The 15,220-nt window shown below is 65.2% G+C and carries 13 protein-coding genes; 8 read left to right on the forward strand and 5 right to left on the reverse strand.

Features of this window, described 5'->3' with window-relative positions; all coding sequences use genetic code 11:
* Window positions 1-79 precede the first annotated feature (79 nt).
* Both VC352_RS12715 and VC352_RS12720 read right to left on the reverse strand, forming a co-directional pair.
* On the reverse strand, window positions 80-973 hold the full coding sequence (locus tag VC352_RS12715) for a LysR family transcriptional regulator (protein WP_322979922.1): 894 nt from the start codon (window positions 971-973) through the stop codon (window positions 80-82).
* A gap of 75 nt (window positions 974-1,048) precedes the next feature.
* Entirely contained in the window at window positions 1,049-1,546 is a 498-nt protein-coding gene (locus tag VC352_RS12720; protein WP_322979923.1) for a DUF3060 domain-containing protein, read from the reverse strand.
* A 240-nt stretch (window positions 1,547-1,786) separates the two neighbouring features.
* Here VC352_RS12720 and trpB point away from each other — a divergent pair, with 240 nt between their 5' ends.
* The 3 genes from trpB to VC352_RS12735 all read left to right on the forward strand — a co-directional run bounded on the left by trpB (window position 1,787) and on the right by VC352_RS12735 (window position 5,425).
* Window positions 1,787-2,998, forward strand: a complete 1,212-nt coding sequence (gene trpB, locus VC352_RS12725; RefSeq protein WP_322979924.1) for a tryptophan synthase subunit beta — start codon at window positions 1,787-1,789, stop codon at window positions 2,996-2,998.
* On the forward strand, window positions 2,995-3,804 hold the full coding sequence (gene trpA / locus VC352_RS12730; RefSeq protein ID WP_322979925.1) for a tryptophan synthase subunit alpha: 810 nt from the start codon (window positions 2,995-2,997) through the stop codon (window positions 3,802-3,804). Before trpB ends, trpA begins: the two co-directional genes overlap by 4 nt.
* A 250-nt stretch (window positions 3,805-4,054) precedes the next feature.
* Window positions 4,055-5,425: a diguanylate cyclase gene (locus VC352_RS12735; RefSeq protein WP_322979926.1), complete on the forward strand. Its 1,371-nt coding sequence runs from the start codon at window positions 4,055-4,057 to the stop codon at window positions 5,423-5,425.
* Window positions 5,426-5,460: 35 nt separating this feature from the next.
* Here VC352_RS12735 and VC352_RS12740 read toward each other — a convergent pair whose 3' ends face one another.
* Window positions 5,461-6,918 (reverse strand): SulP family inorganic anion transporter, encoded by a 1,458-nt coding sequence (locus tag VC352_RS12740; RefSeq protein ID WP_322979927.1) that lies wholly within the window; start codon window positions 6,916-6,918, stop codon window positions 5,461-5,463.
* A gap of 299 nt (window positions 6,919-7,217) precedes the next feature.
* Here VC352_RS12740 and VC352_RS12745 point away from each other — a divergent pair, with 299 nt between their 5' ends.
* From VC352_RS12745 to VC352_RS12755, 3 genes are all read left to right on the forward strand, one after another.
* Window positions 7,218-8,696: a DASS family sodium-coupled anion symporter gene (locus VC352_RS12745; RefSeq protein WP_322979928.1), complete on the forward strand. Its 1,479-nt coding sequence runs from the start codon at window positions 7,218-7,220 to the stop codon at window positions 8,694-8,696.
* Between the two features lie 42 nt (window positions 8,697-8,738).
* On the forward strand, window positions 8,739-9,482 hold the full coding sequence (locus tag VC352_RS12750; RefSeq protein WP_322979929.1) for an SDR family oxidoreductase: 744 nt from the start codon (window positions 8,739-8,741) through the stop codon (window positions 9,480-9,482).
* Window positions 9,483-9,567: 85 nt separating this feature from the next.
* Window positions 9,568-10,461, forward strand: a complete 894-nt coding sequence (locus tag VC352_RS12755) for a LysR substrate-binding domain-containing protein (RefSeq protein WP_322979930.1) — start codon at window positions 9,568-9,570, stop codon at window positions 10,459-10,461.
* 122 nt (window positions 10,462-10,583) lie between these two features.
* On the opposite strand, the gene pbpG is transcribed toward VC352_RS12755, so the two are convergent.
* Together pbpG and VC352_RS12765 are read right to left on the reverse strand one after the other, a co-directional pair.
* The gene (gene pbpG, locus VC352_RS12760; RefSeq protein WP_322979931.1) at window positions 10,584-11,486 is read right to left on the reverse strand and encodes a D-alanyl-D-alanine endopeptidase; all 903 of its coding nucleotides are present in this window, start codon (window positions 11,484-11,486) and stop codon (window positions 10,584-10,586) included.
* A 111-nt stretch (window positions 11,487-11,597) separates the two neighbouring features.
* A complete protein-coding gene (locus tag VC352_RS12765; RefSeq protein WP_322979932.1) occupies window positions 11,598-12,518 on the reverse strand; it encodes a choline sulfate utilization transcriptional regulator in 921 nt (306 codons plus the stop codon).
* A gap of 113 nt (window positions 12,519-12,631) precedes the next feature.
* Between VC352_RS12765 and betC the strand changes: the two genes are divergently transcribed.
* Window positions 12,632-14,140 carry a choline-sulfatase gene (gene betC / locus VC352_RS12770; protein WP_322979933.1) on the forward strand — a complete coding sequence of 503 codons (1,509 nt, stop codon included), beginning with the start codon at window positions 12,632-12,634 and terminating at the stop codon, window positions 14,138-14,140.
* A gap of 46 nt (window positions 14,141-14,186) precedes the next feature.
* Entirely contained in the window at window positions 14,187-15,107 is a 921-nt protein-coding gene (gene choX, locus VC352_RS12775) for a choline ABC transporter substrate-binding protein (RefSeq protein WP_322979934.1), read from the forward strand.
* The last annotated feature ends 113 nt before the right edge of the window (window positions 15,108-15,220 follow it).

The raw sequence follows: 15,220 nt of genomic DNA on the forward strand, positions 1-15,220 counted from the left end.
GAAAGTCCGGCGATGCTAGCAATCGGCTTCGTGCGCCACCTCGCTGGTAACGTCGCGCGTTGCGGCGTAGACGACCTGATCAGGCGTCGTCGTGCTCTGCCAGCTCTTTGCGTAACCAGTGCGCCAGGCGCTCGCTGCGCGGGTCGGTGCGACGCGTCCACAGCGCCAGGCAGCCGCTGGTTGCGACGAAGCCCCAGGGCGCGACCAGGCGCCCGGCGCGCAGGTCGTCGGCGACCAGCGTCTGCGGCGCGATGGCCACACCCAGCCCAGCCGCGGCAGCCTCCAGTAGATAGTAGAGATGCTCGAAACCCTGGCCTTGCTGCAGGCGCTCGGCTGCCAGCCCCTGGGCCTGCGCCCACTGCGGCCAGGCCTGCGGGCGCGAGGTGGTGTGCAGCAGCGGCTCGACATACAGCGCGTCGGCACTGACGGCGCTCAGTTGCGCATGATTGACATAGCGCGGGCTGAGCACCGGGCCGATGCGTTCGGGCGCCAGCTCGAATACCTGCATATCGGCCGGCCACGGCGGCTCGGCGAACAGCAGGGTGGCGTCCACCTCGGCGCTGCGCGGATCCAGCTCACCCTGACTGGCCGAGAGTTGCAGGCGCAGCTCCGGCAGCTCACGCTGCAGACGATCCAGGCGTGGAATGAACCAGCGTGCCAGCAGGCTACCCGAGCAGCCGAGCACGAAGGGGCGTTCTTCGGTTTCACGGCGCAGCGTGGCGCAGGTATCGCGCAGGCGCTCGAAGGCTTCCGAAGTGGCATCGCGCAGCCGTACGCCGGCGGCGGTGAGCTTGACGCCACGGCCGTCCTTGTCGAACAGGCCGAGGCCGAGTTGCTCTTCGAGCACACGAATCTGCCGGCTGACCGCACCGTGCGTGACGTGCAGCTCCTCGGCGGCACGGCTGACGCTTTGCAGGCGGGCGGCCGCCTCGAAGGCGCGCAGGGCATTGAGTGGGGGCAGGTCGCGGCTCATGGGAGAGGTGATTTTTTCTGACGAGTCAGGGGCATCTAACCACGTTCACCGCCGAGCGCCAACCTGCCGCGCAGATCAGTCCTGCTGGATGTGGTGTTCGACGCCGGTGGTCTCGATCTGCGGCTCGTCGCCACGCCAGGTCAGTTGCTGGTTGAGGCCGTTGACCTCGATCTGCGTCGGGCCATCGAGAGCGAGCTTGAGCACGTTGCTATCACCGTAAATGGCGATCTGCGCCGGTTGCTGGTCACCGCCGCGCACCTCGGTTTCAACCTGGTGCTCACTGCCACTGACTTCGAGGCCGGTGACACGGTCGCCCTCGATGCGGTTCTTCACGCCAGTCACCACCAGGCCGGCAGCCTTGCCGAAACTTACCTGCTGCTCGGAGCCATTGACCTCGACCTGGCCACAGTCACCGGTGAGGCGGAACCGGTTGCCATTGCCGGTGACGATCACGTCGAGCCCCTTGCACGGCACGTCGCGCGATACGCCGATGCCATGCAGATCCAGTGTTTGCGCCTGGGCCGTACCCAGACACGCCGCCACCATGCCGCCCACCGCCAATACCTTGTGCATTCGCTTTCTCCCCGGAAGAACGGCCCCCTGGCCGTAGCTGCTGGGACTGATCAGGCGCGGCCGAGTTCTCTACCGCCCAGCGGCGAGTCTGGAAATGAGGCGTAGCGCACAGACATGACCTGTGAGATTTTCTGACATGTCAGCTCAATCAAATCGCTTTTCGCCGCGCCTCATGGGGATAGAATGAGCCCCATCACTCACTCGCCCTGCCAGCCAAGCGCTGTCGACAAGGAGCACGCCATGACCTCATTTCGCACCGGCCCCGACGCCCGCGGCCTGTTCGGCCGCTTCGGTGGTCAGTTCGTCGCCGAAACCCTGATGCCGCTGATCAACTCGCTGGCCGCTGAATACGAGAAGGCCAAGACTGATCCGGCCTTCCTCGAAGAACTGGCCTACTTCCAGCGCGATTACATCGGCCGCGCCAGCCCGCTGTACTACGCCGAGCGCCTGAGCGAGCACTTCGGCGGCGCGAAGATCTACCTCAAGCGCGAAGACCTGAACCACACCGGCGCGCACAAGATCAACAACTGCATTGGCCAGATCCTCCTGGCCAAGCGCATGGGCAAGCAGCGCATCATCGCCGAGACCGGCGCCGGCATGCACGGCGTAGCCACCGCCACCGTGGCCGCACGCTTCGGTATGCAGTGCGTGGTCTACATGGGCACCACCGACATCGACCGCCAGCAGGCCAACGTCTTCCGCATGAAGCTGCTCGGCGCCGAGGTGATCCCTGTTACCGCCGGCACCGGCACCCTCAAGGACGCCATGAACGAAGCCCTGCGCGACTGGGTGACCAACGTCCACAACACCTTCTACCTGATCGGCACCGCCGCCGGCCCACATCCGTATCCGGCCATGGTGCGCGACTTCCAGTCGGTGATCGGCAACGAAGTGCGCGAGCAGATCCTCGAGAAGGAAGGGCGCCTGCCCGACTCGCTGGTAGCCTGCATCGGCGGTGGCTCCAACGCCATCGGCCTGTTCCACCCCTTCCTCGATGATGAAGGCGTGCAGATCGTCGGCGTCGAAGCCGCCGGTCACGGCATCGACACTGGCAAGCATGCCGCCAGCATGGCCGGTGGCGCGCCGGGCGTGCTGCACGGCAACCGCACCTTCCTGCTGCAGGACGACGACGGCCAGATCACCGATGCCCACTCGATTTCCGCCGGCCTCGACTACCCCGGCGTCGGCCCGGAACACGCCTGGTTGCACGAGATCAAGCGCGTCGAATATGTGTCGATCAGCGATGACGAAGCGCTCACCGCCTTCCACCAGTGCTGCCGCCTGGAGGGCATCATCCCGGCCCTGGAAAGCGCCCACGCGCTGGCCGAAGCCTTCAAACGCGCGCCGAAGCTGCCCAAGGATCACCTGATGGTGATCAACCTGTCCGGTCGTGGCGACAAGGACATGCAAACCGTGATGCACCACATGGGCGAACAGGAGAAACACGCATGAGCCGCCTGCAGAACCGTTTCGCCGAACTGAAAGCGGAAAACCGCGCCGCGCTGGTGACCTTCATCACCGCCGGTGACCCCGACTACGCCACCTCGCTGAGCATCCTCAAGGGCCTGCCGGACGCCGGTGCCGACGTGATCGAGCTGGGCATGCCATTCACCGACCCGATGGCCGACGGCCCGGCCATCCAGCTCGCCAATATCCGCGCGCTGGCTGGCAAGCAGGGCATGCAGCAGACGCTGCAGATGGTTCGCGAATTCCGCGAAGGCAACCAGAGCACGCCGCTGGTACTGATGGGCTACTACAACCCGATCTTCGTCTACGGCGTCGAGCGCTTCATCAGTGACGCCAAGGAGGCCGGCGTCGACGGCCTGATCGTGGTCGACCTGCCGCCGGAGCATAACGACGAACTGTGCGAGCCGGCGCAAAGCGCGGGCATCGACTTCATCCGTCTGACCACCCCAACCACCGACGACGAGCGCCTGCCCACCGTGTTGGCCGGCAGCTCCGGCTTCGTCTATTACGTGTCGGTGGCGGGTGTGACCGGTGCCGGCGCGGCGACCATGGATCACGTCGAGGAAGCCGTGGCGCGTCTGCGTCGCCACACCGACCTGCCCGTGTGCATCGGCTTCGGCATCCGCACCCCGGAGCACGCCGCCGAAGTGGCCAAGCGTGCCGAGGGCGCGGTAGTCGGCTCGGCACTGATCGACAAGATTGCAGAGGCGCAAAGCCCGCAGCAGGCCATCGATGGTGTGCTCGGCCTGTGCCGCGAGCTGGCCGAAGGGGTACGAGGCGCGCGCCGCTGACACCCTCTCAGGTCGACGAAAAAGCCGCTGACGGCGTGATCCGTCAGCGGCTTTTTCGTGCGTGGCACGTTGACCAGGATTGAGCGTCGCGATAACCGCGAATGACGTGGATGACGTTGTCCAAGACCTGCGTTGGCCAATGCTCGGCCTTGTCCAAATCCACCCGCATACCGTTACGATAGCGGCAATCGCGTGCGGCGCTGTCTCAAGAGCAGCGCTCGTCCTTCCCTGCACTGCACAGGCTTGCCATATGCCCGCCAATCCGCTTCAACTGCTGAGCCTGTTCGTGCTCACAGTCGTGATGTCGATACTGGGTGTCCTCACACGCAGCTTCGATGGGATCTCGTTGTTCTGGCCGACCAATGCGCTGCTGCTGGGGCTATTGGTACGCCGCAGCCAGTCCGTCAGCCTGTGGAGCTGGTTGTTGATTCTCTGCGGCATGCTGCTGATCGATCTCTGGCGGGCAACGCCCTGGATCAGCAGCCTGGCGATGAACCTGAGTAACCTGGCGCAATTGCTGACTGGCTGGTTGATCCTGCGGCGGGTTCCTCGCCAGCACCTGCAACTGAAGCATCCGAACGGACTTATTCCACTGTTCTTGGCCATCAGCGGTGGTGCCTTGGTCGGCGCCACGCTGTTCAGCCTGCTGTCCGGACGCCTGGGTATCGACCTCAACTGGTTCGCCGAAGAGTTCTGCGCCGGTCTGCTGCTGACGCCGATCATGCTCTGCGCGCCGAACAAGCCCTGGCGCCTAATACGGGCGTTTCAGGCGCGTATGGGCGCACGCGATATGGTGATTCTGCTGGTCTGGGTGTTGTCGTTGTACTTCATGCTGGTGGGGGGCGGCCCCGGCGCGATAGTGTTCCCGTTATTGCCCTTGTTGTGGTGCGCCGTGCGCTACCGACCGTTCCAGATTGCGCTGCTGTGCAGCCTCAGTGGTGGCCTGGAAATCATCGTCATCGCCCGCGATATCGCCCATTTCGGGCTTGCCAACACCGGGCTCGATTCGCTGGCATCGGCCCGCTTGGGGATTGCCATTCTCGCCCTCGGCCCGCTGGGCGTCGCCGCCGCCTACAACGCCAATCGCAAGCTGCGGCGCCGTCTCACCTACCGCGCCGATCATGACGCCCTGACGGGCGTGCTCAACCGTGCTGCTCTGAGCCGTCGTGTCAATGCCCTGCTCAACGGGCGTCGGCAGCAGGATGTGAGCCGCGCCAGCCTCTTGCTCCTGGATATAGACCACTTCAAGTCCATCAACGACCAGCACAGTCATGCCATGGGTGACGAGGTGCTGAAGACCTTCGCCCAGGTGCTCGAACGCCAGGTTCGACATGACGATCTGGTGAGCCGCTTCGGTGGCGAGGAGTTCGTCGTCGTACTGCCAGGGCTGGAACAGGCGGCGGCTCGACAACTGGCTGAACGGTTGCGCGGCGAGGTCGAGCGAACGCCTTTTCGCCTTGGCCTGTCAGCGCCTTTGCACGTCACCGTAAGCATCGGCGTCAGCACCTTGGCCAGTGACCACGACCAGCCGCTGGATCAGGCTCTCAAGCTCGCCGACGACGCGCTTTACCAAGCCAAGCGCAGCGGGCGTAACCGAGTCGTACTGGCCGATAGCACGTAACGCGATGGCCCGGTTGTGCGCCTAAACCGTCATGTTCAGGGAGCAGGCACGATGTCGCTGACTCCGGCCCGCCGTAGCAACTGCTTGCAACGCAAGGACAGGTGTACCACGCGCAGGTGCTTGCCAGCGCGTTCGTAGCGCTCACGCAGGGTCTTCAGCGCAGCGATGGCCGAGTAGTCGACGAAGCTCAGATGGCGGCAGTCCAGGGTCACCTGCTGCGGGTCGTCGGCCGGCTCGAACTGCGCCAGGAAGGTGGTGCAGGAGGCGAAGAACAGCGTGCCGTGGGCGCGGTACAGCTTGCTGCCGTCGGCCTGCATATCGCTGTCGGCGTACAGTTCGCGGGCGTGCTGCCAGGCGAAGTTGAGCGCGGCGATGACGATGCCGCAGAGCACGGCGGTGGCCAGATCGGTGGCCACGGTGATGGCGGTCACCGCGACGATCACCAGCACGTCATTGGCCGGCACCTTGCCGGCCACGCGCAGCGAGCCCCAGGCGAAGGTCTGCTGCGCCACCACGAACATCACGCCCACCAGCGCCGCCAGCGGAATGCGCTCGATCAGCGGCGAGAGGAACAATACGAAGAGCAGGATCATCACCCCGGCGACCACACCGGACAGCCGCCCGCGCCCACCGGAGCTGAGGTTGATCACGGTCTGGCCGATCATCGCGCAGCCGCCCATGCCGCCGAACGCACCGGAGACCATGTTGGCCGCACCAAGTGCCACGCACTCACGGTTGGTCATGCCGCGGCTCTGGGTAATCTCGTCGGTGAGGCTGAGGGTCAGCAGGGTTTCCAGCAGGCCGACCAACGCCATCAGCACCGCGTAGGGCGCGATGATTTGCAGCGTTTCCAGATTCCATGGGATATCCGGCAGGGCGAACTGCGGCAAGCCGCCGGCGATATGGGCCATGTCGCCAAGGGTGCGCGTGGGCAGATCGAGCAGGTACACCAGCAAGCCGACGCCGAGAATCGCCACCAGCGCCGGTGGCACCGCACGGGTCAGCTTAGGCAGCAGGTAGACCACCGCCATGGTCAGCGCCACCAGCCCGAGCATCCAGGACAGCGCGGCGCCCTGCAGCCAGCCACTGTCGGTATGGAAGTGCTCCAGTTGCGACATCGCGATGACGATCGCCAGGCCGTTGACGAAGCCCAGCATCACCGGGTGCGGCACCATGCGAATCAGCTTGCCCAGGCGCAACAGACCAAACAGGATCATCAACACGCCGCCGAGCAGCACCGTAGCCAGCAGGTACTGCACGCCGTGCTGCACCACCAGGGCGACGATCACCACCGCCATAGAACCGGCCGCACCGGAGATCATGCCTGGCCGACCACCGAACAGGGCCGTGAGGGTGCAGATGATGAAGGCGCCGTACAGGCCCATCAGCGGGTTGAGCTGGGCCACCAGGGCGAAGGCGATGCATTCGGGCACCAGGGCGAAGGACGAGGTCAGGCCGGCCAGCAGGTCGGCGCGCAGGGAGGCGGGTTTCATAAGCGGCTGTGGACAAGCGAATGGGCGCGCATGGTAACCCCTAAGGTATTTGCCGTCATGCGCAGGGGCTGCTTGCTACCCATCGACCGGGTGGCCGTGCGAAATCCGAGGCTTGCGCAACCGATGCCGCACGCTTGTGCACGCTTTCATCTCGACGACGAACCCGAAGCAGATAACGGTGTTGCGCAGACAGTCTCGTCAGGTGCCCTCAAGTTCTGCGCAACACTGACACGAAGCAATGTATGGCCCGTGCTAGAGGCTCATAGTGCGCCTGAGTCATTTGCCGGAGTCTTGCGCTCATGTCTGCAACCACTGTGTCCCAATCACCCTTTCGCTTGCCCTGGGGACTGCTTCTGGCCGTGCTCGTCGGGCTGAGCATCATCCTTCTGCCACAACAGGTCGGGCTCCCGATTGCCGGCCAGCGCATGCTGGCGATCCTCGCCTTCGCAGTGATCGTCTGGATCAGCGAGACGGTGAGTTACGAGGTCAGCGCCATCATGATTCTGGCGTTGATGGCCTTCCTGCTCGGCAGTGCGCCGAGCCTGGCCGCCCCGGACAAACTGATCGGCACCAAGGATGCGCTGAGCATGGCCTTGGCCGGTTTCGCCAACTCTGCACTGGCGCTGGTGGCGGCGGCGTTGTTCATCGCTGCGGCGATGACCCAGACCGGGCTGGACAAGCGCATCGCCCTGCTGACCCTGTCGAAAGTCGGCGCCAGCACGCATCGCGTGCTGCTGGGTGCCATCGTGGTGACTATCCTGCTCAGCTTCATCGTGCCCAGCGCCACGGCGCGGGTGGCCTGCGTGGTGCCGATCATGATGGGCGTGATCGCCGCCTTCGGTGTCGACAAGCGCTCGTCCTTCGCCGGCGGCATCATGATACTGGTCGCCCAGGCCACCAGTATCTGGAACGTCGGCATCCAGACCTCGGCGGCGCAGAACCTGCTCACCGCCGGCTTCATGCAGAAACTGCTCGGCCAGTCGGTAACCTGGACCGATTGGCTGATCGCCGGGGCGCCTTGGAGCCTACTGATGTCGGCAGTGCTGTACTGGGTGATCCTGCGTGTGATGCCGCCGGAAACCGACCGCATCGAGGGCGGCAAGGAGGCGGTGCGCAAGGCACTCGGTGCGCTTGGCCCGATGACTGGCGATGAGCGCAAACTGCTGGCAATCGTCCTCACCCTGCTCGGGTTCTGGGCCACCGAGGGCAAGCTGCATACCTTCGACACGGCCTCCACGACGCTGGTCGGCCTGGCGGCCTTGCTGATGCCCGGGCTTGGTGTGATGAGCTGGAAGCAAGCGCAGTCGCGTATTCCATGGGGTACGGTGATCGTCTTCGGCGTTGGTATCAGCCTCGGCGGCGCCGTGCTGGCCACCGGTGCAGGCACCTGGCTGGCCAAGCTGCTGGTGGCGAATCTTGGTATGGAAGGGTTGTCACCGTTCTGGGTGTTCGCCGTGCTCGGTGCCTTTCTGATCTTGATTCACCTCGGTTTCGCCAGCGCCACGGCGCTGACCTCGGCCATGCTGCCGATCATGATTGCCCTGCTGTTGCAGCTTGGCGGCGACATCAATCCGCTGGGCATGAGCATGCTGCTCGGCTACGTGGTCAGCTTCGGCTTCCTGTTGCCAATCAACGCGCCGCAGAACATGGTCTGCATCGGCACCGAAACCTTCGACGCCCGGCAGTTCCTGCGTACCGGTATCTGGCTGACGCTGATTGGCTACGGGCTGATGTTAGTGTTTGCCCTGACCTGGTGGCGCTGGTTGGGCTGGATGTGACGAGCGAGTAGTCTGAGCGGGAACCTGACGCGGAGCCTGCCCATGAGCAAGAACCTGCTGATAACCGGTGCCAGTCGCGGCATCGGCCGCGCCACTGCCCTGCTGGCAGCCGCTCAGGGCTGGACGGTGGGCATCAACTACCGCAGCGACCGCGCCGCCGCCGATGAGGTCGTTGCGCAGATTCTTGCTGCAGGCGGCGAGGCCGTCGCGCTGCAGGGTGACGTGGCCGATGAGGCCGATGTCCTGCGCCTGTTCGAGGCCATGGACACGTTCGGCCCGCTGCACGGCCTGGTGATCAATGCCGGCATCGTCGCCCCGCCCATGCCATTGCTGGACATGAGCGGCGAGCGCCTGCGGCGGATGTTCGAGGTCAACGTGCTGGGCAGCTATCTGACCGCCCGCGAGGGTGCCCGGCGCATGGCGCGCAGCCGGGGCGGCGAAGGTGGCTCGATGGTGCTGGTGTCGTCGGTGGCCGCCAGCCTCGGTTCACCTTTCGAGTACGTCGACTATGCCGGGGCCAAGGGTGCCATGGACGTGCTGACCCGCGGCCTGGCCAAGGAGCTGGGCGGCGAGGGCGTACGGGTCAACGCCGTACGGCCGGGGCTGATCGATACCGAAATCCATGCCAGCGGCGGCCAGCCGGATCGCGCCGAGCTTCTGGGCAAGGCAACTCCGCTGGGCCGCGCTGGTCGTGTCGAAGAGGTCGCCGAGGCGATTGTCTGGCTGCTTGATGACAAGGCCAGCTACACCACCGGCGCGCTGCTCGACGTCGCCGGAGGCCGTTGAGCGAGTTGCCGGGAGGCGGCCTGATCGGCAGACTCTTGCGCGAAACGCCAGCAAATCCGCTAGCGTCCGTGACTCAAGCGCAACGATGAAGACCAGCCTGGAAGAAATGCTCGCGTTCGTCAGCGTGGTCGACAGCGGCTCGATCAGCGCCGCCGCCGAACGGCTCGAACAAACGGCCTCGGGGGTGAGCCGGGCGCTGAGTCGCCTGGAAGACAAGCTCGCCGTCACCCTGCTGCGGCGTACCACACGGCGCCTGGAGCTGACCGAGGAGGGCGAGCTGTTCCTGGCCCAGGCACGGCGCATCCTGGCCAGCGTCGAAGAAGCCGAGGAGCAGATGGCCCTGCGGCGCCAGGCGCCGGCCGGTCGTTTGCGCATCAACACTGCCTCACCCTTCATGTTGCACGTGATCGTGCCGCTGATCGGCGAGTTTCGCGCGCGTTATCCACAGATCGAACTGGAGCTGAACAGCGACGACCGCATCATCGATCTGCTGGAGCGGCGTACCGACCTGGCCATCCGCATCGGCCACCTGCCGGACTCCAGCCTGCATGCCCGGCCGCTGTGCCATAGCCGCCGGCGCGTGCTGGCCAGCCCCGATTACCTGCGTCGGCACGGCAGCCCGGCGCGCACCGAGGATCTGACCGGGCACAGTCTGCTCGGCTTCACCGAGCCCGACGGTCTCAACGAGTGGCCACTGCGCCACGCCCTGGGCGAGCGCTGGCGCATCACCCCGAGCCTGCGCGCTTCCAGTGGCGATACGCTGCTGACCCTGGCGCTGGCTGGCGAGGGGCTGGTGTGCCTGTCGGATTTCATGACCGATGCTGCCCGCACCAGCGGTGCGCTGGTAGAGGTGCTGGCCGAGCAGCGCGTCGAGGTGCGTCAGCCGGTGCATGCGGTGTACTACCGCAATACCGCGCTGGCCTCGCGCATCACCTGCTTTCTCGATTTTCTCAGCGAGCACCTGGGCAACCCGAATTGACGTGACCGGATGCAATCCGGGAGCCGTGCATCTGTTTCCTCGGATTGCATCCGGGCTACGCGACAGAGGCACAACGAAAAAGGGCGACTCATCGAGTCGCCCTTTTTCGCATCAATGCCAGATCACTGCTTGGCCTGCAGGCTCCACTCGGCCAGCTTCTGCTGCTTGTAGCTGAGCGCGGCAGCCGGCACTGGCGACACCTTTCCGGTTTCCAGCCAGCGCTTGAGGCGGTTGGCGTCGGCCATGTGGGTGTACTTGCCGAACGCACCGAGCACGACGAACGCCACCGGGCGGTTGGCCATGGTGGTGGCCATCACCAGGCAGCGGCCGGCAGCGTTGGTGAAGCCGGTCTTGCTCAGGTAGATGTTCCAGTCGGCCTTGCGCACCAGGGCATTGGTGTTGCGAAAGCCCAGGGTGTAGTTGGGCTTGCGGAAGGCCATGGTGGTTTCAGAGTCGGTGGTGAACTCGTGGATCAGCGGGTACTGACGGGCAGCCTTGACCATCAGCGCCAGGTCGCGAGCAGTGGACACGTTCTCCTCGGACAGGCCGGTCGGCTCGACGAAGCGGCTGTGGGTCATGCCCAGTGCCTTGGCCTTGGCGTTCATCGCCTTGATGAAGGCCGCCTGGCCGCCCGGATAGTGGTGGGCGAGGCTGGCGGCGGCGCGGTTTTCCGAGGACATCAGCGCCAGGTGCAGCATGTCGCGGCGGCTCAGCTCACTGCCGACACGCACGCGGGAGAACACGCCCTGCATTTCCTTGGTGTCGCGGATGTTGACCGGCAGCACTTCATCCAGCGGCAGCTTGGCGTCGAGGGTGACCATGGCCGTCATCAGCTTGGTCACCGAGGCAATCGGCAGACGCAGGTCGGGGTTGCTGGAATACAGCTCCTTGCCGGTATTCAGGTCGATCAGCAACGCGCTACCGGCGGCCAATTCCTGCTTGGGTTGGGCCGGAGCGGCCTGGAGGTTCGAAACTACAAGGCTGCCACAGAGCAGCAGGCCCAAAATCGAATGACGGAGTTTCACGGTTCAGCTCACCGGTTGGAGTGGAGGGGCCGCAAGCACGTTTCGCGCGATGGCGGTGTGCGGCGGCGCTCAGTATAGGGATTCGGCACGGGCTATTGCAGTATGGCCCGATCAAACGCTCGCTGCCGAGGCATCCAGCTCGGCCTGCAGCCAGTCGACGAAGCGCGCGGTCAGGCGCTGGCGGCGTTTGCGTTCGGGCAGCACCAGGTAATAGCCGAGCGCCGAATGCGCTTCGGCGTCACCCAGACGACAGAGCAGCCCCTGCGCGAGAAGTTCATCCACCAGATGGCGCCAGCCGATGGCCACGCCTTGCCCGGCAATCGCGGCCTGGATCAGCAGGGTGTAGTTGTCGAAGCGCAGCGCGCCGGGTGTCGGCAGGCTGGCAATGCCCAGGGCGCGAAACAGTCCCTCCCAATCGAACCAGCGCGAACGGTGTTCCGGGCGCAGGTGCAACAGCGGCAACTCGGTCAGCACCCTGGTCGGCAGTGGCAGCTGACGCTCGCCGAGCAGGCGCGGGCTGCACACCGGGAATACCTCCTCGCGAAACAGCAGATGCGCTTCGCCGTGCTTGAAACGACCGTCACCGAAGTGGATCGCCACATCGATCTCACTGGGCAGCGTGGCGGTATCGCGCTCGCTGGTGATCAGACTGACGTCCACTTCCGGGTACAGGCGGTTGAAGCGCTGCAGACGCGGCATCAGCCAATAGGCGGCAAAGGCGAAGTCGGTGGCCACCTGCAGCACTTCATGCTGCTGCCGCGCCGTGACCGCCACCAGGCCAGCGTCGAGCGCCGCCAGCCCCTCCTGCACATGGGTCAGCAACAGCTCACCGGCCTCGGTCAGCACGATGCCGCGATAGACCCGGTCGAACAGGCGCGTGGCCAGTTGCTGCTCCAGGCGCTTGATCTGCTGGCTGATGGCCGGCTGGCTGCTGCCCAGCTCGCTGGCGGCGGCGGTGAAACTAAGCTGGCGCGCCGCCGACTCGAACACCCGCAGCGCGTCGAGCGACAGCCCATTGATGGCTTTAAACATAAGCTCTACTTATCCGAGGCATGTGTCGCAACCGGGTTTACCCTGCTGCCGTTCTACCGGAATCATGGTGCCCGCACTGTCGCATAAACCCACAGTATGGAATAGCCGCCACCATGAAGCGCCCGAACATCCTCTTCATCATGGCCGACCAGATGGCCGCGCCGATCCTGCCGCTGCACGATGCCGCCTCGCCGGTGCAGATGCCCCACCTGATGAAGCTGGCCGAGCAGGCCGTGGTGTTCGACTCGGCCTACTGCAACAGCCCGCTTTGCGCGCCGTCGCGCTTCACCATGGTCAGCGGCCGGCTGCCGTCGAAGATCGGCGCCTATGACAACGCCGCGGACTTTCCCGCCGACGTGCCCACCTACGCCCACTACCTGCGCCGCCTCGGCTACCGCACGGCGCTGTCGGGCAAGATGCACTTCTGCGGCCCGGATCAGTTGCACGGCTACGAGGAGCGTCTGACCAGCGACATCTACCCGGCCGACTACGGTTGGGCGGTGAACTGGGACGAGCCGGACGTGCGCGCCAGCTGGTACCACAACATGTCCTCGGTGCTGCAGGCCGGCCCCTGCGTACGCAGCAACCAGCTGGATTTCGACGAGGAGGTGGTGTTCAAGGCGCGTCAGTATCTCTACGACCACGTGCGCCTGACGCCCGAACAGCCGTTCTGCCTGACCGTGTCGATGACCCACCCGCACGACCCCTACACCATCCCGCGCGAATACTGGGATCGCTACGAAGGCGTGGACATCCCCATGCCGCGCCAGCATATCGACCAGGCCGAGCAGGATCCGCACGCGCAGCGCCTGCTCAAGGTCATCGACCTGTGGGACAAGCCGCTACCCGAGGACAAGATCCGCGACGCCCGCCGCGCCTATTTCGGCGCCTGCAGCTACATCGACGACAACATCGGCAAGCTGCTGAAGACCCTGGAGGAATGCGGCCTGGCCGAGGACACCCTGATCGTCTTCTCCGGCGACCACGGCGACATGCTGGGTGAGCGTGGCCTCTGGTACAAGATGCACTGGTTCGAGATGGCCGCCCGCGTACCGCTGCTGGTGCATGCGCCGAAGCGCTTCGCCGCGCACCGGGTCAGCCAGTCGGTCTCCACCCTCGATCTGCTGCCAACCCTGGTGGAGCTTGCCGGTGGCCAGGTCGATGCCGGCCTGGAGCTGGAAGGCCACTCGCTGCTGTCGCACCTCAAGGGTGAGGGCGGGCATGACGAAGTGCTCGGCGAATACATGGCCGAAGGCACCGTCGGCCCGCTGATGATGATTCGTCGCGGCCCGTGGAAGTTCGTCTACTCCGAGCAGGATCCGCTGCTGCTGTTCAACCTCGACAGCGACCCGCAGGAGCTGCACAACCTGGCCGAATCCAGCGAGCACAAGGGCATCCTCGCCGGCTTCCTCGCCGAGGCCCGCGAGCGCTGGGACATCCCGGCGATCCACGCCGCCACCCTGGCCAGCCAGCGCCGCCGGCGCCTGGTGGCCGAAGCACTGAGCCAGGGCAAGCTGACCAGCTGGGATCACCACCCCTGGGTCGACGCCAGCCAGCAATACATGCGTAACCATATCGACCTGGATGACCTGGAACGCCGCGCGCGCTTCCCTCAGGTGTGAACCTTTACCCACTGCCGCCATAACAGAAGAAAAAAGGAGAGACGCCATGAACCGATTCAATGTGCTGTTACTCACCACCGCGCTCGCCAGCGCCGGCAATGTCTGGGCCGAGGACGCAGCCTGTGGCACGGTCAAGCTGGGTGATCCGGGCTGGAGCGACATCGCCGTGACCAACGGCATCGCCAGCTTCCTGCTCGATGGCCTGGGCTACGAGGCGCAGAGCCAGACCCTGGCCGTGCCGATCATCTTCGCCGGGCTGCAGAAGGGCCAGGTCGACGTATTCCTCGGCAACTGGATGCCAGCGCAGCAGAGCAACTACGACAAGTTCGTCGCCAGCGGCGAGGTGGACAAGGTCACGCAGAATCTCGAGGGCACCGAGTACACCCTGGCCGTGCCGACCTATGCCTATGAAGCCGGGGTGAAGACCTTCGCCGACCTCGACAAGCACGCCGACCAGTTCGGCAAGAAACTCTACGGCATCGCCTCCGGCTCGCCGGCCAACGAGTCGATCAAGCAGATGATCGCCGCCGACGAGTTCGGCCTGGGTGACTGGAAACTGGTGGAGTCCAGCGAGCAGGCGATGCTGGTGCAGGTCGGCCGTGCGGTGAAGCGCGATCAGTTCGTGGTGTTCCTCGGCTGGACGCCGCACCCGATGAACGTGCAGTACGACATGAAGTACCTCAAGGGCGGCGAGAAGTATTTCGGCGCCAGCGGCCAGGTCAACACCCTGGCGCGCAAGGGCTATGCCGCGCAGTGCCCGAACGTCGGCAAGCTGCTGAGCAACCTGCGGTTCACCCAGGACATGGAGAACAGCATCATGGATCAGGTGCTGAGCAAGCAGGCCAGCAACGACGCGGCGATCAAGGCCTGGCTCAAAGCCAACCCGCAGGTGCTCGATGGCTGGTTGCAGGGCGTGACCACCCGTGATGGCGGCGACGGCCTGGCAGCGGTGAAGGCGCGGCTGTGACGACGCCTCTGTAGGCACTAACTCAGCTGCGATCCGAGGCCGGCGCAGAGCCTGACCCTGATCGTGGCTGAACCGCTCCTACCAGGCGTGGCCAGTGACGACCGCAGGCAGAG

Origin of the sequence: Pseudomonas sp. C11 (assembly GCF_034683865.1) — a bacterium.
Classification (GTDB): domain Bacteria; phylum Pseudomonadota; class Gammaproteobacteria; order Pseudomonadales; family Pseudomonadaceae; genus Aquipseudomonas.